This is a genomic window from Prochlorococcus sp. MIT 0801 (assembly GCF_000757865.1).
In the GTDB taxonomy this organism is placed as follows: Bacteria; Cyanobacteriota; Cyanobacteriia; order PCC-6307; family Cyanobiaceae; genus Prochlorococcus_B.
Window position 1 is genome coordinate 210,880 of sequence record NZ_CP007754.1, and the last position, 24,183, is coordinate 235,062.

Annotated in this window: 28 protein-coding genes; 14 read left to right on the top strand and 14 right to left on the bottom strand. The window is 36.3% G+C overall.

Features of this window, described 5'->3' with window-relative positions:
* Positions 1-30: 30 nt before the first annotated feature.
* The 5 genes from EW15_RS01085 to EW15_RS01105 all read right to left on the bottom strand — a co-directional run bounded on the left by EW15_RS01085 (position 31) and on the right by EW15_RS01105 (position 5,439).
* Positions 31-633, bottom strand: coding sequence for an NADH-quinone oxidoreductase subunit J (locus tag EW15_RS01085; RefSeq protein ID WP_038650904.1), 603 nt, complete (start codon positions 631-633; stop codon positions 31-33).
* Positions 630-1,286, bottom strand: a complete 657-nt coding sequence (gene ndhI, locus EW15_RS01090) for an NAD(P)H-quinone oxidoreductase subunit I (RefSeq protein ID WP_038650907.1) — start codon at positions 1,284-1,286, stop codon at positions 630-632. Before ndhI ends, EW15_RS01085 begins: the two co-directional genes overlap by 4 nt.
* Before the next feature lie 108 nt (positions 1,287-1,394).
* Positions 1,395-2,513 carry an NADH-quinone oxidoreductase subunit NuoH gene (gene nuoH / locus EW15_RS01095; RefSeq protein WP_038650910.1) on the bottom strand — a complete coding sequence of 373 codons (1,119 nt, stop codon included), beginning with the start codon at positions 2,511-2,513 and terminating at the stop codon, positions 1,395-1,397.
* A gap of 75 nt (positions 2,514-2,588) precedes the next feature.
* On the bottom strand, positions 2,589-3,716 hold the full coding sequence (locus EW15_RS01100; protein ID WP_052041143.1) for a citrate synthase: 1,128 nt from the start codon (positions 3,714-3,716) through the stop codon (positions 2,589-2,591).
* A 136-nt stretch (positions 3,717-3,852) separates the two neighbouring features.
* The gene (locus EW15_RS01105; RefSeq protein WP_038650916.1) at positions 3,853-5,439 is read right to left on the bottom strand and encodes a DUF3352 domain-containing protein; all 1,587 of its coding nucleotides are present in this window, start codon (positions 5,437-5,439) and stop codon (positions 3,853-3,855) included.
* Between the two features lie 76 nt (positions 5,440-5,515).
* Here EW15_RS01105 and EW15_RS01110 point away from each other — a divergent pair, with 76 nt between their 5' ends.
* Positions 5,516-5,872, top strand: a complete 357-nt coding sequence (locus tag EW15_RS01110) for a rhodanese-like domain-containing protein (RefSeq protein WP_011823023.1) — start codon at positions 5,516-5,518, stop codon at positions 5,870-5,872.
* Positions 5,873-5,884: 12 nt separating this feature from the next.
* On the opposite strand, the gene trpB is transcribed toward EW15_RS01110, so the two are convergent.
* Positions 5,885-7,138, bottom strand: a complete 1,254-nt coding sequence (gene trpB, locus EW15_RS01115) for a tryptophan synthase subunit beta (protein ID WP_038650920.1) — start codon at positions 7,136-7,138, stop codon at positions 5,885-5,887.
* Between the two features lie 39 nt (positions 7,139-7,177).
* Between trpB and EW15_RS01120 the strand changes: the two genes are divergently transcribed.
* Entirely contained in the window at positions 7,178-7,501 is a 324-nt protein-coding gene (locus EW15_RS01120) for a translation initiation factor (protein WP_011294165.1), read from the top strand.
* A 52-nt stretch (positions 7,502-7,553) separates the two neighbouring features.
* Positions 7,554-8,204: an adenylyl-sulfate kinase gene (cysC, locus tag EW15_RS01125; protein ID WP_038650923.1), complete on the top strand. Its 651-nt coding sequence runs from the start codon at positions 7,554-7,556 to the stop codon at positions 8,202-8,204.
* Here the strand turns inward: cysC and purE are convergent, their stop codons facing one another.
* Positions 8,205-8,741 carry a 5-(carboxyamino)imidazole ribonucleotide mutase gene (gene purE, locus EW15_RS01130; protein ID WP_011294167.1) on the bottom strand — a complete coding sequence of 179 codons (537 nt, stop codon included), beginning with the start codon at positions 8,739-8,741 and terminating at the stop codon, positions 8,205-8,207.
* A 78-nt stretch (positions 8,742-8,819) separates the two neighbouring features.
* On the opposite strand from purE, the gene EW15_RS01135 reads away from it, so the two are divergent.
* Positions 8,820-9,980: an N-acetylglucosamine-6-phosphate deacetylase gene (locus EW15_RS01135; RefSeq protein WP_011823026.1), complete on the top strand. Its 1,161-nt coding sequence runs from the start codon at positions 8,820-8,822 to the stop codon at positions 9,978-9,980.
* 28 nt (positions 9,981-10,008) lie between these two features.
* On the top strand, positions 10,009-10,710 hold the full coding sequence (gene bchM / locus EW15_RS01140; RefSeq protein ID WP_036904679.1) for a magnesium protoporphyrin IX methyltransferase: 702 nt from the start codon (positions 10,009-10,011) through the stop codon (positions 10,708-10,710).
* 31 nt (positions 10,711-10,741) lie between these two features.
* Here the strand turns inward: bchM and EW15_RS01145 are convergent, their stop codons facing one another.
* Positions 10,742-11,470: a response regulator transcription factor gene (locus EW15_RS01145; RefSeq protein WP_038650926.1), complete on the bottom strand. Its 729-nt coding sequence runs from the start codon at positions 11,468-11,470 to the stop codon at positions 10,742-10,744.
* A gap of 77 nt (positions 11,471-11,547) precedes the next feature.
* Here EW15_RS01145 and EW15_RS01150 point away from each other — a divergent pair, with 77 nt between their 5' ends.
* Positions 11,548-12,696 carry a cysteine desulfurase family protein gene (locus EW15_RS01150; RefSeq protein WP_038650929.1) on the top strand — a complete coding sequence of 383 codons (1,149 nt, stop codon included), beginning with the start codon at positions 11,548-11,550 and terminating at the stop codon, positions 12,694-12,696.
* A gap of 7 nt (positions 12,697-12,703) precedes the next feature.
* On the opposite strand, the gene rsmH is transcribed toward EW15_RS01150, so the two are convergent.
* Positions 12,704-13,618, bottom strand: a complete 915-nt coding sequence (gene rsmH, locus EW15_RS01155; RefSeq protein ID WP_038650932.1) for a 16S rRNA (cytosine(1402)-N(4))-methyltransferase RsmH — start codon at positions 13,616-13,618, stop codon at positions 12,704-12,706.
* 41 nt (positions 13,619-13,659) lie between these two features.
* Here rsmH and EW15_RS01160 point away from each other — a divergent pair, with 41 nt between their 5' ends.
* Together EW15_RS01160 and EW15_RS01165 are read left to right on the top strand one after the other, a co-directional pair.
* The gene (locus tag EW15_RS01160; RefSeq protein WP_038654961.1) at positions 13,660-14,844 is read left to right on the top strand and encodes an NAD(P)H-quinone oxidoreductase subunit H; all 1,185 of its coding nucleotides are present in this window, start codon (positions 13,660-13,662) and stop codon (positions 14,842-14,844) included.
* A 5-nt stretch (positions 14,845-14,849) separates the two neighbouring features.
* Complete coding sequence (locus EW15_RS01165) at positions 14,850-15,302, top strand: acyl-CoA thioesterase (protein ID WP_038650935.1); 453 nt, start codon at positions 14,850-14,852, stop codon at positions 15,300-15,302.
* Here the strand turns inward: EW15_RS01165 and EW15_RS01170 are convergent.
* From EW15_RS01170 to menA, 3 genes are read right to left on the bottom strand one after another with little or no spacing between them, the layout of a single operon-like run.
* Positions 15,299-16,534 (bottom strand): AMP-binding protein, encoded by a 1,236-nt coding sequence (locus EW15_RS01170; protein ID WP_038650938.1) that lies wholly within the window; start codon positions 16,532-16,534, stop codon positions 15,299-15,301. The genes EW15_RS01165 and EW15_RS01170 overlap by 4 nt on opposite strands.
* The gene (gene menC / locus EW15_RS01175) at positions 16,531-17,502 is read right to left on the bottom strand and encodes an o-succinylbenzoate synthase (protein WP_038650941.1); all 972 of its coding nucleotides are present in this window, start codon (positions 17,500-17,502) and stop codon (positions 16,531-16,533) included. The genes EW15_RS01170 and menC overlap by 4 nt, the downstream gene beginning before the upstream one ends.
* A gap of 19 nt (positions 17,503-17,521) precedes the next feature.
* A complete protein-coding gene (gene menA, locus EW15_RS01180) occupies positions 17,522-18,511 on the bottom strand; it encodes a 2-carboxy-1,4-naphthoquinone phytyltransferase (protein ID WP_052041144.1) in 990 nt (329 codons plus the stop codon).
* 33 nt (positions 18,512-18,544) lie between these two features.
* Here menA and EW15_RS01185 point away from each other — a divergent pair, with 33 nt between their 5' ends.
* Positions 18,545-19,945: an isochorismate synthase MenF gene (locus EW15_RS01185; RefSeq protein ID WP_038650944.1), complete on the top strand. Its 1,401-nt coding sequence runs from the start codon at positions 18,545-18,547 to the stop codon at positions 19,943-19,945.
* Here EW15_RS01185 and gshB read toward each other — a convergent pair.
* Positions 19,923-20,852 (bottom strand): glutathione synthase, encoded by a 930-nt coding sequence (gene gshB / locus EW15_RS01190; RefSeq protein ID WP_038650947.1) that lies wholly within the window; start codon positions 20,850-20,852, stop codon positions 19,923-19,925. The two genes, EW15_RS01185 and gshB, sit on opposite strands and share 23 nt — an antisense overlap.
* Positions 20,853-20,855: 3 nt before the next feature.
* Complete coding sequence (gene grxC, locus EW15_RS01195) at positions 20,856-21,146, bottom strand: glutaredoxin 3 (RefSeq protein ID WP_011294180.1); 291 nt, start codon at positions 21,144-21,146, stop codon at positions 20,856-20,858.
* Between the two features lie 19 nt (positions 21,147-21,165).
* Between grxC and prfB the strand changes: the two genes are divergently transcribed.
* From prfB to EW15_RS01220, 5 genes are all read left to right on the top strand, one after another.
* A protein-coding gene (prfB, locus tag EW15_RS01200) for a peptide chain release factor 2 (RefSeq protein WP_156095783.1) occupies positions 21,166-22,315 on the top strand; the annotation gives its coding sequence in 2 pieces (ribosomal slippage) (positions 21,166-21,279 and positions 21,281-22,315; 1,149 coding nt in all).
* Between the two features lie 11 nt (positions 22,316-22,326).
* Positions 22,327-22,518, top strand: coding sequence for a DUF3285 domain-containing protein (locus EW15_RS01205; RefSeq protein ID WP_011294182.1), 192 nt, complete (start codon positions 22,327-22,329; stop codon positions 22,516-22,518).
* 4 nt (positions 22,519-22,522) lie between these two features.
* Positions 22,523-23,077: an rRNA maturation RNase YbeY gene (ybeY, locus tag EW15_RS01210; RefSeq protein WP_038650953.1), complete on the top strand. Its 555-nt coding sequence runs from the start codon at positions 22,523-22,525 to the stop codon at positions 23,075-23,077.
* A 25-nt stretch (positions 23,078-23,102) separates the two neighbouring features.
* Positions 23,103-23,561 (top strand): diacylglycerol kinase family protein, encoded by a 459-nt coding sequence (locus EW15_RS01215; RefSeq protein ID WP_038650956.1) that lies wholly within the window; start codon positions 23,103-23,105, stop codon positions 23,559-23,561.
* A gap of 13 nt (positions 23,562-23,574) precedes the next feature.
* Positions 23,575-24,171, top strand: coding sequence for an aminodeoxychorismate/anthranilate synthase component II (locus EW15_RS01220; protein WP_011823042.1), 597 nt, complete (start codon positions 23,575-23,577; stop codon positions 24,169-24,171).
* Positions 24,172-24,183 lie beyond the last annotated feature (12 nt).

A 24,183-nucleotide genomic window follows, 5' to 3' on the forward strand; every position in this document is an offset into this window, starting at 1 on the left:
AGTATATAAATGTTATGTATATAATTAAATTCATTTTATACTATTTTCGGAAAGAAGAGGAATTTTCTTATCACTTAAGGACTTTTGATTCTTTAAATTATTTATATCAGCTGTTGAAATGGATACATCTCTTCTTGCTAATACAATTGCTCCAATCATAGCCATTAATAATAGAATCGAAGCAAGTTCAAAAGGTAATAAATAATCTGTAAATAGATGTTCTCCTATTCTCTCAGTTGCTTCTTCGCCAACAGAGGTTGGACCTGGCAAGTTCCATTTGGTGGTAATGCTAACCCGCAATAATAGAATTAATAATCCACCACAAACGCCACCAGATATCAACTTTCTAGTTTTAAGACCTTTAATTGGTTCTAACTTTTCTTTATTATTAACTAACATAATTGCAAATAATATCAAAACATTTACAGCTCCTACATATACAAGAATTTGAGCTGCAGCGACAAAACTAGCATTTAGCAAAAGATATAAACCTGCTACAGCCATAAAGACTCCACCTAATAAAAAGGCTGAGTAAACAATATTTTCTAATAAAACAACCGCCAAACTTCCAGAAACTATTACAGCACTTAGAATTAAAAAGCAAATTAATTCTGTTGAATAAGCGATATTCATTGGTTAGTAGAATTTAATTTATTTGGAACCATATCCGAATAATTATTATTACCTTCTTCTTGTGATTTCTCTGCTTGCAGTTCTTTTATAATCTGACTTGGAAGCTTACCTGCTCTTTGTTGGTTCGCAGGTAATTCATGAGGGTCCATTATGCCCTTTGGCAAATAGGGTAATTCTCTGAGAGGACGAACTGATGGATCTGAAGTTACGCTTGTTGGTAGTCTTCCAAGAGCAACATTATCGTAGTTAAGGCTATGTCTATCAAATGCAGACAGTTCATATTCTTCTGTCATTGATAAACAATTTGTAGGGCAATATTCAACGCAATTCCCGCAAAAAATACATGCACCAAAGTCAATAGAATAATTTCTCAATTCTTTTTTCTTGGTTTCTTTATTCATTACCCAATCAACAACTGGGAGATTGATTGGGCATACCCTTACGCAAACCTCGCAAGCAATGCATTTATCAAATTCATAGTGAATCCTCCCCCTATAACGCTCAGAGGGAATTAGCTTTTCGTAAGGGTATTGAACCGTAACAGGCCTTCGACGCATGTGGTCGAACGTAACTCCTAGTCCATCAACTAAATATTTTGCTGCACTAATGGCTTCTTTAGTGTAGTCGGCAACTTTTTCAAGGAAACCAAGCATATTAAATTAGATGCCGGCGGTCTTTATTTACACTAACCATTATACAGCTTTTTTCAATTAAATGTAGGTACTTTTACTTAAAAAGCTAGCTATTGTGTTGTTTTTCTTTTATCCGCCAAATGTCATCGGAAATGCCAATTTAAGTGAAGCAGTTGCAAGTAAATTGACCAAAGAAATAGGTAAAAGAAACTTCCAGCCTAAATCGAGTAGTTGATCAATACGAACTCTTGGAGTAGTCCATCTCAATAAGATTGCTAAAAACACCAGTAAATAAGCCTTAAGGATTGTCATTACAATTCCAAGAGACGCAGCAAAAATTTGAACTAATGGATTATCAATTGAAAGACCTATTAATGATGAAAACCAATCAATTGAGATTGGGAAACCCCATCCTCCCAAGTACAGAACAGAAACAAGTAAAGCAGATAAAACAAGATTTATGTATCCAGCTAAGTAAAACAGAGCAAATTTCATACCTGAATACTCAGTTTGATAACCAGCTACAAGCTCTTCTTCTGCCTCTGGTAAATCAAAAGGTAGTCTCTCGCATTCAGCTAATGCACAGATCCAAAAAATAATAAAACCTACAGGTTGTCGCCATATATTCCAGCTAAGTAAGCCAGCAGTATTTTGTTGCTCAACTATGTCAACTGTGCTTAGTGAATTGCTCATCATAACTATTGCCAAAACCGCTAGTGCTAGCGGAATTTCATAACTAATTGATTGAGCTGCAGCTCTTAGTCCACCTAATAATGAATATTTATTATTGGAAGAGTAGCCACTCATCAGTAAACCAATTGGTTGAATGCTACTTAGGGCAATCCACAAAAAGATTCCTATACCTACATTGCTAATTAAAAGATTTTGACCAAAAGGAACAATTAGCCAAGAAAGAATAACCGGCACTAAAACTAATATTGGACCGACTGTAAAAAGAACATTGTCAGCCCTTGCCGGAATAATGTCTTCTTTTACTAGGAGTTTCAAACCGTCTGCCATTGGCTGAAGAATACCAAGTGCACCGGCATATTCAGGCCCAATTCTCTGTTGAGCTGCAGCAGAAATTTTTCGTTCAAGCCAAACTGTTACTAATACACCAATGACAGCTGATACCAATACTAAAAGCATTGGAAGAGGGATCCATAAAAGATGTGCTAATTCATGAGATAAACCAAGGTTTTGAACACCTTGAGTAAAACTCATTTCAAGGTCTATACCTGAATCCACTTCTTATTTATATTCTGTTACCAAGGTTAGTGTAATTTTGATTGAATTTTAAATTCGAAAAATATAAATTTTAAATTATCTGCTTTCAAGAGGCTTCCAATTTCTCATTTTTGCTCCTTCATAAATTTGTGATGGCCTGAAAATTCTATTTGCTCCAAGTTGTTCTCTCCAGTGAGCCAACCAACCAGCAACTCTGGAAATAGCAAAAACTGGTGTAAACAAATCTCGAGGAATGCCAAGCTTTCGATAAACAAGTCCGGAATAAAAGTCAACATTTGGGAATATACCTTTTGGCCCCAGCTTGGAAATAGCCTCTTCTTCAAGTGCTTTGGCTACTTCATACATTTCATCTTTACCAAATTCCGAGAAAAGTTCTTCTGCGAAGGCTTGTAAAATTGTTGCTCTAGGGTCTTTGACACGATACTCCCTGTGCCCAAAGCCCATGATTTTCCTTTTTTTTGCAATTGCATCATTGAGAAATGAAGAAGCTTCATCAGGTTTTCCAATTTCTTCTAGCATCGCAATAACATCTTCATTGGCCCCTCCATGAAGAGGACCGGCCAATGTTCCAACCGCAGAAGCGACGACAGCATAAGGATCAGTAAGCGTGCTTGCAGTTACTCTTGCGCTAAAAGTACTTGCATTGAGACTGTGCTCGGCATGAAGAATTAAACATCTGTCGAAAACTCTTGCTGCAATAGGATTTGGCTCCCTCTCGGTGAGCATGTAAAGGAAATTGGAAGAATACGGTAAATCATCTTGAGGTTGAATTGGATCGTCTCCTTTTCTTATTTGCTCGAAAGCAGCAACCATGGTTGGAATTTTTGCAATCAACCTCACTACTGCGTCGTAGATATATTTTGGGTCATCAATTGCTCTTCGAGAATAAAAGAGCCCCAGAGATGCAGCACTTGCTTGAAGAGCATCCATAGGATGCCCAGACTCTGGAAAACACTTGAGCATATCTCTAATCCTAAAGCTGACTCGTCTATGCATTTGAACGTCCTTTTCAAATTTCTCAAGCTCATTTTCAGTAGGAAGTTCTCCCCAAATCAAAAGAAATGCAGTTTCTAAAAAACTACTTTTTTGGGCTAGCTCAGATATTGGATAACCTCTGTAACTAAGCTTTCCATCTGTCCCATTGATTTCACATATCCTTGAGTTGGTTACTGGAACCCCTTCCAAACCTGGCTTTAGAACCAAATTAGTTGTCTTTTTTTCGTTATCTATGGCTTTAGCTCCTGCAAAACAATTTTTCTGTTCAATTGAAAAATTTTCAACTTGAACTGTATTTTATAGAATTAAACTATGATTTTAATATAGCACTTTAAACTTTTTATTAACTTGTTTTTAAGTTGATTTTAACTTTAATGAAGTCTGGATAATTAATTGTAGGGACTGCAATAGATATATCAATATTCTGAGGGGTGGTTAGTGTATTTCCTAACATAGTTTTAAGTAAGATATATGGATAGAAACTATTTAAAATTGCCTTAGTTTTTTTTTCCCCTAAATGTATTCTCAGTACATCATTAAAATCATTAACTTCTTCTATCTTCTTTTCATTATCTGAATAATTCTGTAGGTAAGCTGTATTATCAAAATTTGAAATAGAAGATAAGTTTTGACTCCAAATGTAAGTCTTGTCATCTTCTTCGACAATTGCCTCAATGTTCTCTTTTAGCTCATATTTTTTATTTTCATTTGTACTTATTTTTGACCAAATTTCTAGCTTTCTGCTTCTAAAATCTAGACTTGAATTCAAAAAGTTTTCTTTTTTTAGTATATCATTTATCTCTGCCTTGCTCGTATCAGATTTCCTAGTTAAAACTAACCAGTCTTTATCATTTATCCAAATCAAATTTCCTTGAGAGTTTTCAAGAATTATTTTAAAGAGCTTAGAATAATCTGAGGTTGTTGATTCTTTAATAAGAGATGCTATGAGCTTTTGATATGGATGGAAAGAATCTTTCTGGAAATATTGCTTGGGGTTGTCAACCAATATGAAATCTTCAGGCAATTCAGATTCTTTTTTTATATCAATTAAATTATAATTAATATCTTTAACTGGCATTTTAGTCTGAACATTATAAGCTAATATCCCTTCTATATTTAATTTATTTTTATCTACATTTACAGAAGATAGTAAATTATCTACATTATTTATATTCAATAAATCTTCTTCTTGACCAATAAGATTTAAAATCTTTTTTGGAGACATTTCTAATAATAACAATCCGTCTTTAAGATTATCCTTTAATTGAATATTCTTATACATTTTTTTTGTATTTATTATATTGCTATCTAATTTTTCTATTGAAGATTGTATGATATTAGGATTGGATGATATTAAAAGATTATCTTCATCATTTGCAAAGTAGATTGAGTTGTTTAAATTAATTTGTTTTGAAATTATTTCTGTTTTTGAGGTGCTGATTTTATTGCTTTGATTAGTACTCTCATCAACAACTTTTGATTCTAAAATAGATTCTAATTCTTGTTTAATATTTACATCTTCTTTTATTGCTAAGACCATCAACCAATCATTTATAGTTTTTTTGTTTGAATCAAATACTGCAAAGCTCCCATAATCTCCTACCCATTTTGAGATGTCTTTTGCAAAATTAAAGCCAATTAATTGAAAAGAGGAATCTCTGATAAAACTTACTTTTTTGTTTATGGCGTGTTTACTAACTTTATCTTGATAATTTTCGATGTACTTTGGAATTAAGCCTGGATTCAGTTTCCAGTGGAATACGAGATCAGTATTCTTTGGTATATATTTTGAGGAAACCGGAGCATTGAATGATTCTTCATTGAACTTAGGGATTTGCGTAAGATGCTTATTGCGCCAGATAAATATCCCAGTCAAAATTGATAAAATTACTATTGCAGATATTAAAAAATAAGATTGAAGTGATTTCATTTGTCATTATTTGAGCGTTTGTATCCTTTTTGAGCTTTGATAATAGAAAGTTTAATCTTTACTTAGAATCACAAATATGAACCAGAATATTCCTTTAAATATATCTCCAAAAGAGTTAAATAAAATTTTAGAAGATGATTCTTCTGAAAAACCATTTATTGTAGATGTGAGGGAGGATAATGAAATTGCTATTGCCTCATTTTCATTCTCAGTATTACATCTACCTTTGAGCAAGGCTGCAAACTGGTCAGACAAAATAGGTGAACTGTTGCCGAAGGATCAGCCTGTTGTCGTTATTTGCCATGCGGGTGTGAGAAGTCTGAATTTTGGTATTTGGCTTCTAGAACAAGGAATAGCTAAAAGTGTTTGGAATCTTGTCGGAGGAATAGATGCTTGGAGCACAGATGTTGATCAATCTGTTCCAAGGTATTAATAAGCTGTTATTTTATATTTCTGATCCTAGTTTTTCAGCAACTGTATTCACGTCTTTATCCCCTCTGCCAGAGCAGTTAATGACAATTTCAGAATTATGATTGAGAGTTGGGCAAAGTTTTTCTAGATAGGCAAATGCATGAGCAGTTTCTAGAGCAGGAATAATACCTTCCAATTTACTAACTAATTGCAGCGCTTCTATGGCTTCAGTGTCAGTAACAGCAGCATATTCAGCACGTCCAATTTCTTTTAAGTAACTATGCTCCGGCCCAACCCCTGGATAATCAAGACCTGCGCTAATGGAATGAGCCTCCTCAACTTGCCCATCTTTGTCTTGTAGTAAGAGACTCATCGCGCCGTGGAGCACTCCTATTCTTCCTTCAGTAATTGTCGCTGCATGGCGACCTGTTTCGACTCCATCTCCCGCAGCTTCAACTCCAATCATTCTCACACTTTTGTCTTCAACAAAAGAATGGAAAAGACCCATCGCATTCGATCCCCCACCAACACAAGCAAGAAGAACATCGGGAGACCGCCCAAAAGCTTGTTTACATTGTTGCTTTGTTTCTTCTCCAATAACTGCGTGAAAATCTCTGACCAACATTGGATATGGATGTGGGCCTGCAACTGAACCGAGAATATAATGAGTCGTTTCAACATTAGTAACCCAATCCCGAATAGCTTCGCTGGTTGCATCTTTGAGTGTTGCTGTTCCACTTGTTACTGGCCTCACTGAGGCTCCAAGCAATTGCATTCGGAATACGTTTAAGGCTTGTCTTCTCATATCTTCTTTGCCCATATAGATAATGCACTCCAATCCAAAACGAGCGCAGACTGTCGCAGTTGCAACTCCATGCTGACCAGCTCCAGTTTCAGCAATAATTCTTTTTTTCCCCATCCGAATCGCAAGAAGAGCTTGCCCAAGTGCATTATTTATTTTGTGTGCGCCTGTGTGATTTAAATCTTCTCTTTTAAGCCAAATCCTTGGACCTTTTAATGTATTTTTTCTGTAATGTTCAGTTAGTCTTGTGGCTTCATAAAGAGGAGTTGATCTTCCTACGTATGTTTTTAGTAAATGATTTAGTTCTGAATTGAATGAAGAATCTTTCCATGCTTCTTTAGCAGCTTGCTCTAATTCAATAAGAGCAGGTATTAAAGTTTCAGGAACATATTGCCCCCCATACTTACCAAATCGACCAAGAGCATTTGGCCTTGTTAAAGGAGATAAATCCGAATCTTTAAATTGTGTTGGGAGTGTACCTGTCACCTTAGATTAAGAAAATAATTACCAGCCAAAAAGCAAAAAATGTCCAAAGGTGGCTGGAGTGAGTTTAATGACCCTCTTAAGACAATAGGGAGTAACACTCAAAATAGTGTTACTCCTAAAGGAAAGCGACAAGTTCGTTTAGAAAGAACTCGATCTGGAAAAAAAGGAAAACTTGTTACTGTCATCAAAGGACTTGAATTAGAGCAAGTAGAGGCAAAAAAAATTCTTAAGAATTTAAAAATAGCTTGCGGAACAGGTGGGGCTGTTAAAGGTGATTTTTTAGAGTTACAAGGAGATCAAATATCAAAAGCTCAGAATTTTCTTTTAAAGGAGGGTTTTAGGCCAAAACAAAGTGGAGGTTAACAATAAACTGTGTCGATCAACATGGAGAATAGTAAACAATTAGTCTGCATTCATGGAACAAAACTCTCAAAGTCCTCTATCAAAAGCCACCAATATAGTTTGGCACCAATCTTCAGTTGATAGAGAAGCTAGATCTCAGCAAAGAGGACATCGCAGCGCAATACTTTGGTTTACAGGTCTATCTGGTTCTGGAAAAAGCACACTAGCCAATGCAGTAAATGTAGCTCTACACAAAGATGGTTATTCAACTTATGTTTTAGATGGTGACAACATCAGACATGGTTTATGCAAAGACTTGGGATTTTCTGATCTTGATAGGGAAGAAAATATCAGAAGAATTGGCGAAGTCTCTAAACTATTTCTTGACGCTGGAATCATTGTTTTAACTGCATTCGTATCTCCATTTAGAGTCGATCGCGATAATGCAAGATCTTTAGTTGGAGAGAATGATTTTATAGAAATATATTGTTCAGCTGATCTAGGGGTTTGTGAAACAAGAGATACAAAAGGGCTTTATGCCAAGGCAAGAAACGGAGACATCAAAGATTTTACTGGAATCTCAAGTCCTTATGAAGAACCTCAGTCTCCAGAATTGAAAATTGATACTGGAAATCTAGAGATTGATCAATGTGTAGATATAGTTATTAATTTGCTTGTTGAAAGAAAGATTATTTCAAAAATTTCTAAGTTAATGGAAAATTAATTACATTTTTTCTAGATAAGTTATAGCTCCAATCTCTTTAAGTGTGTGATCTTTTTTAACGACAAGGTCGTGCAGCTCACATCTGTAGGCGTTTAATTTATTCTTTAATTCAGTATTGTTGATGGCTAAAATTTGAGTAGCTAAAAGGCCAGCATTTAGGCCCCCTTCTATGGCAACTGTTGCTACGGGGATGCCTGAGGGCATTTGCAAGATTGAATACATTGAATCTATCCCTGATAGTGCCTTGCTCTTGACGGGAACGCCTATGACAGGAAGAGTTGTAAGAGATGCGATCATTCCTGGTAGATGAGCAGCCCCGCCAGCCCCAGCAATTATCACTCCAAAACCATTTGATTCTGCCATTTGAGCAAAATCCATCATTTCTTTTGGAGTCCTATGAGCAGACAGAATCCTTACTTCATTAGATATGCCAAATTGATCTAGAATTGCCACCGCAGGCTTAAGAGTTTTAAGATCTGAATCACTACCCATTACTACAGCTACTTGCTTAAATGTATTAGCTTCAGTTAAAGACAATTGTCAATTCTATAAATCTCATTTTTATAATGCCAATTATTTAAGAATTCTGCATTAATTATTTTTAGTTTTTAAGAAATGAGAAAAATTACAAACATTAAAGTACCTCAACCAGAGAAAAGCGAAGATGAAAAGAATTTATTTTCACTAGTTTTAGATGAACATGGAATTATTCTTTCTATTGATAAAACTTGCAAGAAGGAATCAAGTTATGACGAAGATTGGCATGGAGATTGGCTAAGTCCTAGAGCCATTGATCTTCAAATGAATGGAGGTTTAGGGATCTCATTTACAGATTTAAATTTTAATAAAATACCTAAATTATTAACATTGCTTGATCAACTTTGGCTAGATGGAGTTGAAGGAATTTGTCCAACTTTTGTTAGTTGTTCTCTAGATCAATTTCAATTAGGAATGGAGGTCTTAAAGGAAACGAAAAAATATACTTCAACAAATCGATGTCGACTACTTGGCGCCCATATGGAAGGACCTTTTTTATGTGAGACATATTCTGGAGCACATGACACAGGAAGTATTTGTAGACCTAGTATTTCTGCCTTAAATGAGAGAATAAAGGGATTTGAGGACGACATAGCACTAATGACATTGGCTCCAGAATTAAAAGGTTCTTTGGATGTAATTTCTCGTCTAAGAGAATTAAATATCGTTGTCTCACTGGGACATTCTTCAGCTGATTTTGATTCAGCCATAAAAGCTTTTAATAATGGTGTGAGCATGATTACGCATACTTTTAATGCAATGAAAGGTTTACATCATCGAGCTATTGGACCTATAGGAGCGGCTGCAAGAAGAGACGATATTTTCCTAGGATTGATAGGTGATGGTGTTCATGTTCATTCAGATATGATTAGGCTTTTAAAGATACTTGCACCAAAGCAAATTGTTTTAGTTAGCGATGCAATATCAGCTTATGGTTTAGGAGATGGATCGTTTAATTGGGATAAACGCTTGATAACAGTAGAAAATGGTTTATGTAGACTTCCAAATGAAACAATTGCAGGTTCCACTTTGCCTTTACTAGACGCATGCAAAAAAATAGCAAATTGGATTAATGATCCCTCTGCTGCTATTTGGATGGCAACACTTGCTCCACGTATGGTATTAAGTCAGAACAAAATGACTGCAAAATCTTTTTTTATTGGAAAGAATATTAAGTCTTTACTTAGATGGAAAATGAATTCTTGTAATCATCAGTTGTCTTGGCAGTTGGCTGCGTAAGATTGGTAAGAGGTAATTATCTGATTAAATGACAACGCAAATTGAGAAAAATGAAAAGGCGGAAGTCACTGAATATTTTAATGGGACTGGGTTTGATAGATGGAATCGAATATATAGCGAAAGTGATGATGTAAATAAAGTGCAAAAAAATATAAGGATAGGTCACCAAAAGACAGTTGATGATGTCATTAGTTGGTTGAAAGAGTATGACAATATCAAGGATAAAAGTTTTTGTGATGCTGGCTGTGGTGTTGGTAGTTTAAGTATTCCATTGGCAAAATTGGGTGCTAAATCAATTCATTTAAGTGATATTTCTGAAGCCATGATAAACGAGACAAAAAGTAGGGCAAAGGAAGAAGGTTTGGACTTCAATAAGCTGAATTTTCGAACATCTGATTTAGAAAATTTAAAAGGTTCATTTAATACAGTTGTTTGCTTAGATGTTTTCATTCACTACCCTCAACAGGAGGCTGAGGCAATGGTGAAACATCTATGTGAATTATCTGATGAGAGATTAATTGTTAGCTTTGCCCCCTATACTCCTTTACTAGCCCTTTTGAAAGGTATTGGTCAGCTATTCCCCGGACCAAGTAAAACTACTAGGGCATATACATTAAGGGAGTCCGGAATTATCGAAGCTGCAAAGCAATCTGGCTTTAAAGTTGTCAAAAGCAAGTTGAATCAAGCTCCTTTTTATTTTTCGAAATTAATAGAATTTGTGAAATCCTAGAGAACTAAAATTTTAATTTTTCAAAACATATTTAGGTAACTAAATGATTTTCAAGTGCATATCTAACTAGTTCTGTTCTACTGGAAGTACCGGTTTTAATAAATAATCGACTCACATATTTCTCTACATTGCGGATAGAAGTCTCAAGTTGTCTTGCAATTTCTTTGTTCATTAAACCTTCCGCTACTAGTTGCAAAACGCTTGCCTCTCTTGGGGTGAAATTAGGAATCGAATCATCTTTGCGTGAGTGGTTTTTATCCCCATGGCTAAGCATTGATTTTATTTCTGTAATCTGTTTTGCCATTTGGCCAACATCAGCATTAGCAAATCTGGCTGCTTCAGTTAATAGTCGCTCTTGCCGCTGAACTACATTCTTAACTCTTGCAACTAGCTCATCTGGATCAAATGGTTTTGGCATGTAATCGTCTACACCTGCTTGATAACCCTGAGTCCTATCAGCAGTCATACCTTTAGCAGTAAGGAAAATGACAGGTGTACCTCCAAGTCTTTCATCTTCTCTAATTTTGTTTAAAAGCCCATAACCATCACATCTAGGCATCATGACGTCACTGATAATTACATCAGGGATCATTTTTTGAGCTTTTTCCCATCCCTCTTCTCCATCGACAGCGGTTGTAACTTGAAAACCTTCATCTTCAAGATAGGCCTGAACAGCAGTTCTTAAACCGGGCTCGTCATCGACAAGTAATATCCTTGGAGTTTGAGAAATTTCTTGTGTTGATGGATTGGGGTCACTCATAAAATTGGACTTCTAGAGCTTTCAGGAGGATATTAACCTTTATTCCTCTCTTATTATTTAGATTAACGAATGAATCAATGGATAATAATCACCTAATTTTTGATTTTCAGTCTTCAACACCATGTTGTACGAAGGTTGTTGAGGAGATGGCTCCTTATTGGAATGAGTTGTGGGGTAATCCCTCTAATACTAATAATCGATCCGGTGTTTTTGCTTCAGCTGCAGTTGAAGTATCTCGTGAAAAAATAGCTTCATATTTGAATATCAATCCGAAAAGATTAATTTTCACTAGTGGGGCAACAGAAGCGAATAATTTGGGTTTAGTTGGACATGCAAGAGCTAAAGCACAACTGATTGGAAAACCTGGACACATAATTACCGTTGCAACTGAACATCATGCAGTCCTTGATCCGCTTAGGCAGCTTCAAAAAGAAGGGTTTCGCTTGACAGAATTGCAACCGAATAAAGAGGGTTTAATCAATATTGAACAACTTTCTGAAGCTTTTGAAAAAGATACTTTTCTGGTTAGCGTCATGGCTGCAAATAATGAGATAGGGGTTTTGCAACCTATTGGTGACATTGGATCTTTTTGTAAGAGAAAGGGAATCGCTTTTCATTCTGATGCCGCTCAAGCCTTTGGATACTTAGATTTAGATCCCGATAAATTTCGCATTGATTTGATGAGTTTGAGTGCTCACAAAATCTATGGACCTAAAGGTATTGGGGCTTTGGTGATTAGGGAAGGATTCCCTCTTGAACCTTCTCAATATGGAGGAGGTCAGGAGCTTGGATTAAGATCTGGCACGCTCCCTGTCCCGTTAATTGTTGGCTTTGCAAAGGCAGTCGAAATAACAAAAAATGATCAGGATGAGAGGAACAAGAGACTTTTGTTTTTTAGAAACTTATTGTTGAGTGGATTAAAAAAGAATATTTCTGGATTGATAGTTAATGGATCTATTGATCAAAGATTGCCTCATAATCTCAATATCACTTTCCCTGGCGTGAAGGGAAGTCAATTGCATGGTCAATTAAGAAGGTTTATTTTTTGTACTAGTGGTTCAGCTTGTAGTAATGGTGAAGCTTCTCATGTTCTGCAGGAGATAGGGCTCAGCAAAAAAGATGCTGAGGCGTCAATAAGGATGAGTATTGGGAGAAATACTACGGAGAAAGATATCAACAAGGCTATTAATATTATTACGAATATAGTGATTAATCTTAGACAATAATTTAAGCCTAAGTTAAGAATTTCTTTGCAGAAATTCTTAACTTTGCACTTTTACTTCTTGGGTTTAATTCTATCTCTTCTGGGCTTGCTCTGATAGGCTTTTTAGATAGTACTTTCAATCTATTGTCTGTCTTAAAGCTCGATTTTACTCTTCTATCTTCTAGTGAATGAAAACTCATTACCATAAATAATCCATTCTCTAACAACCAGTTTGGAGCTTTTAAAAGTAAACTTTCGAGAGAGCCTAATTCATTATTCACAGCTATTCTTAAAGCCTGAAAAGTTCTTGTTGAGGGATGAATTCGACCATATCTTTGCTTGGGGGGGAAGCAGCCTGCAATTGCATAAGAAAGGTCTTGAGTTCCAGAGTATGATCCATTTTCAGCTAGATCATTTTTTATTTTTCTTGCAATACGCCTAGATCGTTTTTCTTCGCCTAATTCATATATTAAATCAGCTAGATTTTGCTCAGAGAGAGTTTCAATAAGTTCGGCTGCACTTGAACCCTCTTCGGGATTCATTCGCATATCTATTGGACCATTTAAACGAAAACTAAAACCTCTTGAAGGCTCATCCAGTTGATGACTACTAACACCAAGATCCGCTAAGACGCAAATGGCTTGTTCATCAAGTGAAAAGTCTGCGAAGTTCGTAGAGATTATTTTTATTCTTGTCCCGAATTTTATTAATTTTTTTGATGCTGCTTCTCTTGCCATTGGGTCTTGATCAAGCCCAATAATTTTGATTCCTGGGAAATTTTCTAGTATTTGAGCTGAATGACCCCCTCCTCCAATTGTGGCGTCAATAATTAATCCTTGTTTTGTCAATTCACTTGGCAATTCCTTTAGTGATTGAATTATTTCTTTCCCCATTACAGGGACATGATTAAAGTTAGAACTTGAACTAATTGGCCCTTCTTTCATAAGTTTTCACTAGTATTTAGACATTGCTTTGTTTTGGCCCAATGGCGCAGCTTGAAACGCGTACGGAGCCAATGGTGGTCAACTTTGGGCCACATCATCCATCAATGCATGGGGTGTTGCGATTGGTCGTAACCCTTGATGGAGAGGATGTTGTTGATTGTGAACCAGTTATTGGTTACTTGCATCGAGGGATGGAGAAAATTGCTGAGAATAGAACAAACGTCATGTTTGTTCCATACGTAAGCCGTATGGATTATGCGGCTGGTATGTTTTATGAAGCCATTGTTGTTAATGCCCCTGAGCGTTTAGCAAATATAAAGGTACCCAAGAGAGCAAGTTATATCAGAGCGATAATGCTTGAGTTGAATAGGATCGCTAACCATTTACTATGGTTAGGCCCATTTTTGGCTGATGTAGGAGCGCAAACTCCTTTCTTCTATATTTTTAGAGAAAGAGAGATGATTTACGATTTGTGGGAGGCTGCAACTGGTCAAAGATTGATTAATAATAATTATTTCCGTATTGGAGGCGTTGCATGTGATTTACCTTGGGGCTGGTTAGAAAAATGCAAAGATTTTTGTGACTGGTTTGGTCCCAAAATTGATGAGTATGAAAAATTGATAACCAATAACCCTATTTTTCGAAGACGTATAGAAGGTTTAGGAGTCATAGGGAAAGAACAAGCGATTAACTGGAGCCTTTCTGGCCCAATGCTTCGGGCAGCGGGTGTTCCATGGGATTTGAGAAAAGTAGATCACTATGAATGTTATGACGATTTTGAATGGGATATTGCATGGGAGAAAGAGGGAGATTGTTATGCAAGATATAGAGTTCGTATTGAAGAAATGAGACAGTCATTGAAAATATTAAGACAAGCTTGTGAGATGATTCCTGGAGGGCCAACAGAAAATCTTGAGGCACAAAGAACAGTTGAGGGAAAAAAAGGTGATTTGTCGGGGTTTGATTATCAATATATAGCGAAGAAAGTGGCACCTACTTTTAAGATCCCTAATGGTGAATTATATACACGTCTTGAGTCTGGCAAAGGTGAAATAGGGGTATTTATTCAAGGTAATAATGATGTAACTCCTTGGCGGTTTAAAATTAGAGCAGCTGATTCTAATAATTTGCAGATACTTCCTCACATACTTAAGGGAGCTAAGGTCGCTGACATAATGGCTATATTAGGTTCGATCGATGTGATTATGGGTTCTGTTGATAGATAGGTCTTTTGGAAAAGCGTAATCCTAGAGAATGGTTATGTTTGAATCGAACAGTTCGTTTTGGTGAGACAGATGCTGCTGGTGTGGTGCATTTCCTTGAATTGTTCAGATGGTGTCATGAAACTTGGGAAGAAAGTTTAGAAAAATTTGGAATAGTTTTACAAGAAATTTTCCCTTCAACCCAAATCAATACAAGCCAACTGGATGTAGCTTTACCAGTGGTTCATTGTGAAGCAAATTACTTTCAACCACTTTATGTGGGAGATACTATCAATATCGAACTGTATCCAGAGAAGATAAATGAGTCTTCATTTGTACTTAGATTTAAATTTAAAAAGAATGGAGAGCAAATCGGTTCGACAAATATAAAACATGTATCGATAAATCCAATTACTAGAAAAAAATGTGCATTATCTAAACAAATAAATTTGTGGCTTCATGATTCTAGTTCGAATTTTTAGTTAATAGGTTTATTAAAGGCTATCCAATCTTGCCATTTTTTTATTTCCCATTTTTTATTGATATTTCTTGAAAGTTTTGGACAATCGTACCAGTTCAGTGGTTTTTTGGATGGTTGCCAGTCTTCAATGAGATCATTCAGAAGTGAAATGATTGGATATCTGTTTAGTTCTTTCCCTTTGAATTTTGTTAATGCAACTAAACGTTGTCCCCATTTCTTGTCACTAACTCCTAGTACAAAAATATCTTTAATTGGGATTTGATTTTTTGAGATTATTTTCATTAATTCCATTTCGATATCTTCTGGAAAAATCGTTTCACCGCCCGAATTTATAGCTGAATCTCTTCTACCTAGGATTTGTATTGCTTTTCTATTGTCGAGAGTGATGTATTGCGCTAGATCGCCTGCTTCCCACCATCCATTTGAGTCTTTAATTGATTCGAATTTATTAGTCTTCCATTTTGAAGTTGCAATTCTACTGGTTTTAATCTTAAGTGAATTTCTTTTGTTGATTTCTATCTCAACATCTTCGAGAGGGAACCCAACACTATTACTTCCATTTAAAAAGTCTTTAGGACTAAGGCAAGTCACCATTGCTACTGTTTCGGTGGCCCCATAACAAGGAGCTAGATTAATAGACTTTCTGCGTGCTTTTTCAGCAAGGTCTATAGGGATGGAAGCTCCTCCAACCCATATCACAGCAAGGGATTGAAGCCATTTTAAACCATCAGTATTATCTATCAAAGATAATAATTGAGTTGGAACTAGGGATGTAATTAATGGACGTCTATGTTTATTAGTTAATGCTTCACTAAATTGCTTAAGTTGAAGTGGTTTATGCATTATAGAATTTGAAATCCAGTAATACCCAGAGTCCCAAGTCTGATGTCTCCACCAAGGCATGAAACCACTTATATGATGCAAAGGTAGTGAATTGAGAATGATGCATTCATTTGGCTTAAGGCCATGATTCTTTAACCACTTTCCGGTTGATAAAGCCGAATTAGTGAGATTTTTAAGTGATTGGAAACAAAGATTTGGCCCTCCAAGGCTGCCCCCGCTTGAAATGATTATTCCTTCTCCTTCAGGTAAGGTTGACGATGTGGGGATTTTCGTTTGATCTTTTGGAGGCGCTAGATATACCCAGTTATGCTTTTCAAAATTCTTTAAAATTTCTTTTGAACAGTCCAGGTTTTTTTCAGGAATACATTCTACAACTGCAATTTTGGTCATACGGCTTCCCAGACTAATTTCGGATTGTTGTTGAAGAGTGGGCCTTTTGGGCACCATCCAGGTGCAAGTCCAGGTGCACAAGGCTTTCCCCCTTTGACTTGTCTGGCAGCGAGGTGATTAACCCACCTTCTCCCAATACCAGTTTCAAAAGCTGTGCTTATGACTGTTTGACTATCTTCTTGTTCTATTTCTTTTAACAGTAATCTAGGATCCCCATCTAATGCAGGGCGACGTATTTGCCAACTTTTCCATGTTTTTCGTAAATATGGAAATTCAACCAAAGATTCATCTAGTGCGATTGGAATTTGAGTGGCCAATGAAAATAAACCTTCAATATCTTTTGATGGGAGTGGCTGTTCAATCCATTCCAAACGAGGTTCGTTTTTGAGTTCGTTAATCCATTCTTGTGCTTTTTGGCGACTCCAACCTCCATTTGGATCAATTCTAAGTTTAAAATTATTTGGTAAAATGTCTAAGATTTTTTGTAATGTTTTTTCTTCCTTAAAGTTATTTTCTAGGTGAGATACTTTCCATTTTATTGTACAAGAACTTTTCTTCTCATTTGATTCATCTACATATTTACGTATTGACTCTAATGGATCAATATCTGTAGGTAAAAGATAAGTTGATTTTGCGACGTCAAAACCTTCAAGATTTAACTTCCTTTGAGTGAGACTTTCTAAATCGGCTAAGCAGGACCCTAATCCGAAAGCAAGTGCGCCTGGCAATTCAAATAAATAATTTTCTATTGAATCTTTTGTAGTTTGTTTCCCAATAAAATCAAGACTTTCGATACTTTTTTCTAATTCCTTTTTCTCAATAGGTGAAACTTCCCCCCATCCGTAATTTCCATTTGAGTCTTTTATTTGCAACAATAAACCTACCTTGTTATGAATAATTCCTTGCGAGGTTATTAACTTTCTTGTTAGTTGAAATGAAAATGGCTTGATATTAATTATTAATTTCATGATTCAATAAAATCAAAAATTAATTATAAAAAAATGAGGATATAGCAAAACCTATACTCAAGCATAAACCATTAATTGTCTGAAAGCGTAAAGCTAAAAACTTACTGTTTTTAATACGCTCAGGTTGGTTGTGATGTCTTTTAATTAATTTAATAAGATCTAATCCTGAAGGAAGGCTAATTAAACATATAAGAGTAGTTATTGGCCATATTCCAAGTAGTACAGGTAGTAATTCTAATAAAAATATTAGACCAACGAACCACGGTAAAAATTCTGCCGCTCGATGAGTGCCTAAAATAACTAAGGGTGATTTTTTACCGACAGCAGCATCTTGATTGATTTGATGAAAATGCGAACAGAATAGAACTAAAGTGGTCGCCATGGCGGGACCTGCTCCAACAATTAGTGAAGTTCCCCAGGGGGTGGTATCAAAATTAGATTTTGGAGAAATAACAATTAGTGCTGCAGCTGTCGCAAGTGGTCCAAATGCAATCCAGCAAAGGGGTTCTCCCAGCCCCTTATACCCCAGTCTAAATGGTGGCCCTTGATATAAATATCCAAGGAAACAACAAATTATGACTAAAAAAAGTACTGTTATTTTACTTTTTAGAGCGAGGATAAATATTATAAATAAACCTAATAAAAGAGAAAAATATGCAACTCGACTTACAGTGCTTTTACTACCAGTTAAAGCTACTACCGAGTGGAATTTGTATTTGTCAACACCAGTTTCATCGTCAAAAAGATCATTGGTAAGGTTTTCCCAAAGCAAGATCAAGATTGAGGCAATTAGAAAACCGATGAATTGTCCCAGCCGAATATTGCCGCTATTTCCTAGCTCCCATCCTGCAGATACAATTACGGGCATTATTGCGACTGAATACAATGGCCACTTAATTGCAGCTTGCCAAAGATGTTTTCTGTCAGTTGTAGAAGACTTCACTGATAAACTAATCCTTCCTGTTTGTTTCTTGGTGTATCCCTTAAGACTAGGCAGCAGTTCATGCATTGGTTTATTTATTTATAAAGGGTCTAATTGGTTATGAATTTAGAACCCGTCTTTAGTGAGCTTTTAGTTAGTTCTCTTCAGAAATGGAGTGTAAGAAAAGTTGATGAATGTATCTTGAGCATTTCTGTTCCTGTAAGTCAAACAGATCCTTTAACGACATTACCTTTAATTGCTGAAAAACATCAGTTTAGATTTCTTTGGGATCTCTCTCCCGGATTGTGCCTTTCTGCCGGAGGTCATTGTCAATCTTTGGATTTATCTGGACCAAAGAGGTTTGAAAATGCACAAAGATTTAGTGATGAGATTTTTACTCGATTAATAGAAATTTCTCCAAGTCCAGCATTTTCAGCCTCAAGGATTTTATTTTCATTTTCTTTCTTTGATCAAATTAAAAGTAATGAAAAATCAATAGATGATAAATTTTCCCTACAGGCTGTTTTGCCTAAGTGGCAATTAACCGCAAAAGATGGATTAACATGGTTACGTTTAAATTCAGTTGCCCAAAATCCTTCAGATGTTCGTGAAGCTATAGAAAAATTATGGTCAATTCGAGAAAAGATAAATAAATCACCAGTCCGAATTGTCAATGATGAAAAAGAAAATTTCTTAGTCGATAATTTCTCAGATGATTGGAAATCGCAATATCGAGATGCGTTGGCTAAAGGGATCGAATTAATAAATGCAGGTGATTTGGATAAACTTGTATTGGCTACGAGACAACATCTCTCCCTAAGAAAACCATTAGATCCACTGCATTTACTTGCTCGTTTAAGAGTTCAGCAAACTAATAGTTGTCGATTCCTATGGCAAAAAAATCATGATGAGTCATTTTTTGGTGCATCGCCTGAAAGATTGATAAGTCTCAATCAAAATCAGTTATTAATCGATGCTTTAGCTGGTACTGCAAAAAAAGGTGATGATGGGAGAGAATTGCTTGCTTCCTCTAAAGATTTAAGAGAACACCATTTTGTAGTTAATTCTATTGTCGAACAACTTTTAAAAAGAGGTATTAAAGCAAGTTATCCATCTCAACCAAAATTAATGACTCAAGACCATTTAATTCATTTGCATACTCTTATTCAAGCCTCTGTTAAAGAGAAATCTCCTCTTGATTTAGTTGAAGCACTTCATCCAACCCCTGCTGTTGCAGGATTACCTCTGAATAAATCTTTGAGTTGGTTGAGAGCTTTAGAACCATTTGACCGTAAAACATATGCTTCTCCAATTGGGTGGATAGATAAAAATCAAAATTCAGAATTTAGGGTTGCCATACGTTATGGACAGCTTAGAGCTAATGAACTTAAATTATTTGCTGGCGCTGGTTTAGTAAAAGGTTCAACTGTTAAGGGGGAAATGCAAGAAGTAGCTTTGAAATTTGAAGTTTTAAGAAATCAATTAAATTTAGATAGAGTTAATTGTTCAAATGATCTATAAGGTAATCAATTACTTGATCTGCTAATGGCACATTCATTAGGTTCTCTACTTCTCTAATACCAGTTGGACTCGTCACATTAATCTCACTTAGCATTCCTCCGATCACATCTATTCCAACAAAAAAGAGACCTTCCTCTTGTAAAGCGGGCTTTATTTGATTACATATCTCTATTTCTTTGGGAGTTAATTTAGTTGTCTCAGCTTTTCCACCTAAAGCCAAGTTGCTTCTGAAGTCTCCTTCCTTTGGACGTCTATTAATTGCACCTAATGGCTCTCCATTAACTAAAAGGATTCTTTTATCGCCATTGATTACTTCTGGTAGGAATTGTTGCATCATCACTGGCAAATGTTCTTGTGAAGTAACCAGTTCGAGTAATGCCTCTAAGCCTGGAGCATCCTTTGCAATTCGTATGACTCCTTGCCCACCTTTCCCTCCAAGTGGTTTTAAGACAACTTCTCCATACTCTTTTGCAAATGTAATTAATTGTTCCACCCTACTTGCGACAAGAGTGGGAGCCATTAAATCGCTAAATCTTAAAGCTCCTAACTTTTCATTCCAAGCTCTAAGTGATGCAGGCTTGTTAATTACATTGACACCATCTCTTTCTGCAACTTCTAATAAATGAGTGGCGTATAAAAAAGCCTCGTCAACAGGTGGATCTTTGCGCATCCAAATGCATGAGAAATCTCTTAAAGGAAGGCTTCGAGGTGACTGGACATTGATCCATGGTTCACAATTGACCTTGTTAGAAACGACCCATGCATCGTCTCCTCGGGCTTGCAGGTCCGAGGGAGTACAGATCCAAACATCTATGTCGGCTCTTGATGCGGCTTGCATAAGTGCTGCTGATGAATCCTTCTTAGGATTGATATTTTCAATTGGATCTAAAACAAATAGTTGTTTCATGAATCAATTTCTAATTCCAATCAGTTCATTTAATTCGTTATTTCTCTCAAGTTCGTAGAGCTCGTCGCAACCTCCAATACTTTTTCCATTGATAAAAATTTGTGGAACAGTTCTGCGGCCTCCGGCTCTTTCAGACATTTTTGTTCTTGCACCATCGTCTCCATCAATAGAATATTCTGTGAATTGGACTCCTTTTTCATTAAGTAGTGCTTTGGCACGTAAGCAAAACGGGCAAAATCTCCAGGTGTATATTTCCACTGTAGTAATGCCTGAATCGGGAATTGATCTGTTCATTTATAGTTTTTGGGTGGATATGCTGATAGCTTTTAATGTATTGATTCTATTACTTCGCTTGCAAGACCTGACTGATTTTAAAAGAGACCTTTCTTTATTGACTTCTCGCCTGGGTACAGCCCAGGATTGTCTTTGACGAACCTGCATTACTTGCTAGACAAAAGGATTTAGAGCAAGTTGCATCGCAACCTGAGTTTTGGAATGATCCTCAAAATGCGCAAAAACAGATGCGTCAACTTGATGAGGTTAAAGCACAGTTAGAAAAATTAATTACATGGAGGGGGGCTATTGAGGACGCAAATCTCTCGTTAGAGCTTTATGAGTTAGATCTGGATGAAGAAATCCTTTCTGAGGCTCACAATGGGCTCGAGAAATTAAAACAAGAACTTGATCGTTGGGAGACGGAGCGCCTCTTAAGTGGCATCTATGATAAGGAGGGTGCAGTTCTATCCATTAATGCTGGTGCTGGCGGAACTGATGCCCAAGATTGGGCTCAAATGCTACTAAGGATGTATACCCGTTGGGCTGAAAATAATGGTATGAAAGTGATCATTAATGAACTTTCTGAGGGAGAGGAAGCTGGAATAAAAAGTGTCACTATCGAAATTGAAGGTGTTTACGCATATGGTTTTTTACAAAATGAAAAAGGAACTCATCGTTTAGTCAGGATTTCCCCTTTCAATGCAAATGGAAAGCGACAAACTAGTTTCGCTGGAGTTGAAGTTATGCCTAAACTTGATGAAGAGGTTGAACTTGAGATCCCTGAAAAGGATTTAGAAATTACAACAAGTCGCTCAGGTGGTGCAGGTGGACAAAATGTAAATAAAGTTGAGACTGCGGTTCGAATTCTTCATGTGCCTACGGGTATTGCCGTTAGATGCACACAAGAAAGATCTCAGCTTCAAAATAAAGACAAGGCAATGGCACTATTAAAATCCAAATTGATGGTCATAGCATTAGAGCAAAGGGCTGCAGAGATTGCTGATATTCGGGGGGATATTGTTGAAGCTGCGTGGGGCAATCAAATTAGAAATTATGTTTTTCACCCGTACCAAATGGTAAAAGATTTACGCACTGAACAAGAGACAACTGATGTAGATTCAGTAATGAATGGAGAAATCGATATTTTTATTCAGTCTCTTTTAAGGCAAAATATTGAAGAATCATAAATCAACTAAATATGAATAATAAAATTATTTCTGATGACGTCACCAAGAAAGCAACCCCACCTCCAAGTTTTGTCAAACTTGCGATGAAAAATATGGTTCGGAAAGGTAGTCAAAGCCTTTCTCATTTTGGGTTAACAGCTTTGGGTTTCCTTGGATTTATTCTTTTAGTTGCTGTGCTTGGTAAACCTCATATCCCTCAATAACTTTATGGGAAATTCCTCGACAAGTTCTGATAAATTAGATGTAGATCTTTGTTTTACACCCTTCCCAGTTCAAGATCTGGATGTCTTTGTGAACAGTGACACTTTAGAGTTGATGAAAAATCCAAGTAAATGGATTGAGGAGATAGGGAGCTGGATTAGATTTATACAAGTAAATTCAGCATTGAAGTGTCCGGAAATAGTCCTAAATTCGTCTCAATTTAGCTTGGGGTTGGAATTAACTAATGATAAGAAAATTCTTGATTTGAATCATGCTTGGCTTGGTCAATCAAAAACTACAGATGTGCTTTCATTTCCCATAATTGATGAGACATTCTTTGGTGTAAGTAATGAATGTATCGAATTGGGTGACATAGTTATCTCGGTCCCGACAGCAATCAGGCAAGCCAAAGATAATAATGCTGATTTATTTAGAGAACTAAGATGGCTTGCCACTCATGGTCTTTTACACCTTTTGGGTTGGGACCATAGCGACGAAGAGAGCCTTAATAAAATGCTTTTGATTCAAGAGCAACTTCTTGATATTAGAGGTATTCTTTAAAATAAAGAGTTGAAGAGTCAAAAATATGGTTCCTGAGATATCGAATGACTCTAAGAGAGAAGTTAGGGACATGTCTAAAACTCTTCAAAGAGCCAATAAAAGGTCATCTTGGAAGATAGCTAAAGATCTACCAACAAGCTTTTTATATGCAGCTAAAGGCTTAAAATATGCTTTCTCGACCCAGAGAAATTTTCGGATTCATGTTGGTTTTGCATTGGGTGCATTTGGCTTAAGCTTTTTTTTAGGCCTTAATAAGAGTGATTTGGCAATAATGGCCCTTACAGCCACTAGTGTATTAGTAGTTGAATTGCTTAATACAGCGATTGAATCTGCTGTTGATTTGGCCATTGGGAAACGATTTCATCCTCTCGCGCAAATCGCTAAAGATTGTTCAGCTGGGGCAGTTTTAGTAGCCTCAATCAGTTCGGTGCTGATTGCTGTTTTATTATTATTTCCTCCATTACTTAAACAGTTAGGAGTTTAATGGCTTAAAAATTATGTTTTTGGTGATTGACAATTATGACAGTTTCACTTATAACCTCGTTCAATATTTGGGCGAATTATCTTCTCAGCATCCTATTGCATCAGAAGTAAGAGTCGAACGTAATGATGCTCTCACGATTAGTGAGATTAAAGATTTAAACCCTGATGCGATTTTGTTATCTCCTGGTCCAGGAGATCCCAATCAATCTGGAGTTTGTCTGGATATTTTATCTGAGTTATCAATTGAAATACCCACCCTTGGTGTCTGTCTTGGTCATCAAGCTATTACACAAGCGTTCGGAGGGAAAATAATCAGAGCCAAAGAATTAATGCATGGCAAGACATCTAATGTTTTGCATAGAGGTACTGGAATATTTAAAGACTTGCCTAATCCCTTAGTAGCAACTAGATACCATAGCTTAATTGCCGAGAGAGAGAGTTTTCCAGAATGCTTAGAGGTTATAGCTTGGTTAGAGGATGAAACAATCATGGGAATATCTCATAAAGATTATCCGCACATATACGGCGTACAGTTTCATCCTGAGAGTGTATTAACTGAAGCTGGTCATAAGCTACTTTCTAATTTCCTAGATATAGCAAAAGCTACCTAGATTGTCTTATGC

Excerpts from the sequence above, each read along its gene's own strand:
- EW15_RS01085 (WP_038650904.1), bottom strand. The coding sequence starts at position 633 with ATGAATATCGCTTATTCAACAGAATTAATTTGCTTTTTAATTCTAAGT.
- ndhI (WP_038650907.1), bottom strand. The coding sequence starts at position 1,286 with ATGCTTGGTTTCCTTGAAAAAGTTGCCGACTACACTAAAGAAGCCATT.
- EW15_RS01105 (WP_038650916.1), bottom strand. The coding sequence starts at position 5,439 with ATGAAATCACTTCAATCTTATTTTTTAATATCTGCAATAGTAATTTTA.
- EW15_RS01110 (WP_011823023.1), top strand. The coding sequence starts at position 5,516 with ATGAACCAGAATATTCCTTTAAATATATCTCCAAAAGAGTTAAATAAA.
- EW15_RS01120 (WP_011294165.1), top strand. The coding sequence starts at position 7,178 with ATGTCCAAAGGTGGCTGGAGTGAGTTTAATGACCCTCTTAAGACAATA.
- cysC (WP_038650923.1), top strand. The coding sequence starts at position 7,554 with ATGGAACAAAACTCTCAAAGTCCTCTATCAAAAGCCACCAATATAGTT.
- EW15_RS01135 (WP_011823026.1), top strand. The coding sequence starts at position 8,820 with ATGAGAAAAATTACAAACATTAAAGTACCTCAACCAGAGAAAAGCGAA.
- bchM (WP_036904679.1), top strand. The coding sequence starts at position 10,009 with ATGACAACGCAAATTGAGAAAAATGAAAAGGCGGAAGTCACTGAATAT.
- EW15_RS01145 (WP_038650926.1), bottom strand. The coding sequence starts at position 11,470 with ATGAGTGACCCCAATCCATCAACACAAGAAATTTCTCAAACTCCAAGG.
- EW15_RS01150 (WP_038650929.1), top strand. The coding sequence starts at position 11,548 with ATGGATAATAATCACCTAATTTTTGATTTTCAGTCTTCAACACCATGT.
- rsmH (WP_038650932.1), bottom strand. The coding sequence starts at position 13,618 with ATGAAAGAAGGGCCAATTAGTTCAAGTTCTAACTTTAATCATGTCCCT.
- EW15_RS01160 (WP_038654961.1), top strand. The coding sequence starts at position 13,660 with ATGGCGCAGCTTGAAACGCGTACGGAGCCAATGGTGGTCAACTTTGGG.
- EW15_RS01170 (WP_038650938.1), bottom strand. The coding sequence starts at position 16,534 with ATGACCAAAATTGCAGTTGTAGAATGTATTCCTGAAAAAAACCTGGAC.
- menC (WP_038650941.1), bottom strand. The coding sequence starts at position 17,502 with ATGAAATTAATAATTAATATCAAGCCATTTTCATTTCAACTAACAAGA.
- menA (WP_052041144.1), bottom strand. The coding sequence starts at position 18,511 with ATGCATGAACTGCTGCCTAGTCTTAAGGGATACACCAAGAAACAAACA.
- EW15_RS01185 (WP_038650944.1), top strand. The coding sequence starts at position 18,545 with ATGAATTTAGAACCCGTCTTTAGTGAGCTTTTAGTTAGTTCTCTTCAG.
- gshB (WP_038650947.1), bottom strand. The coding sequence starts at position 20,852 with ATGAAACAACTATTTGTTTTAGATCCAATTGAAAATATCAATCCTAAG.
- grxC (WP_011294180.1), bottom strand. The coding sequence starts at position 21,146 with ATGAACAGATCAATTCCCGATTCAGGCATTACTACAGTGGAAATATAC.
- EW15_RS01205 (WP_011294182.1), top strand. The coding sequence starts at position 22,327 with ATGAATAATAAAATTATTTCTGATGACGTCACCAAGAAAGCAACCCCA.
- ybeY (WP_038650953.1), top strand. The coding sequence starts at position 22,523 with ATGGGAAATTCCTCGACAAGTTCTGATAAATTAGATGTAGATCTTTGT.
- EW15_RS01215 (WP_038650956.1), top strand. The coding sequence starts at position 23,103 with ATGGTTCCTGAGATATCGAATGACTCTAAGAGAGAAGTTAGGGACATG.
- EW15_RS01220 (WP_011823042.1), top strand. The coding sequence starts at position 23,575 with ATGTTTTTGGTGATTGACAATTATGACAGTTTCACTTATAACCTCGTT.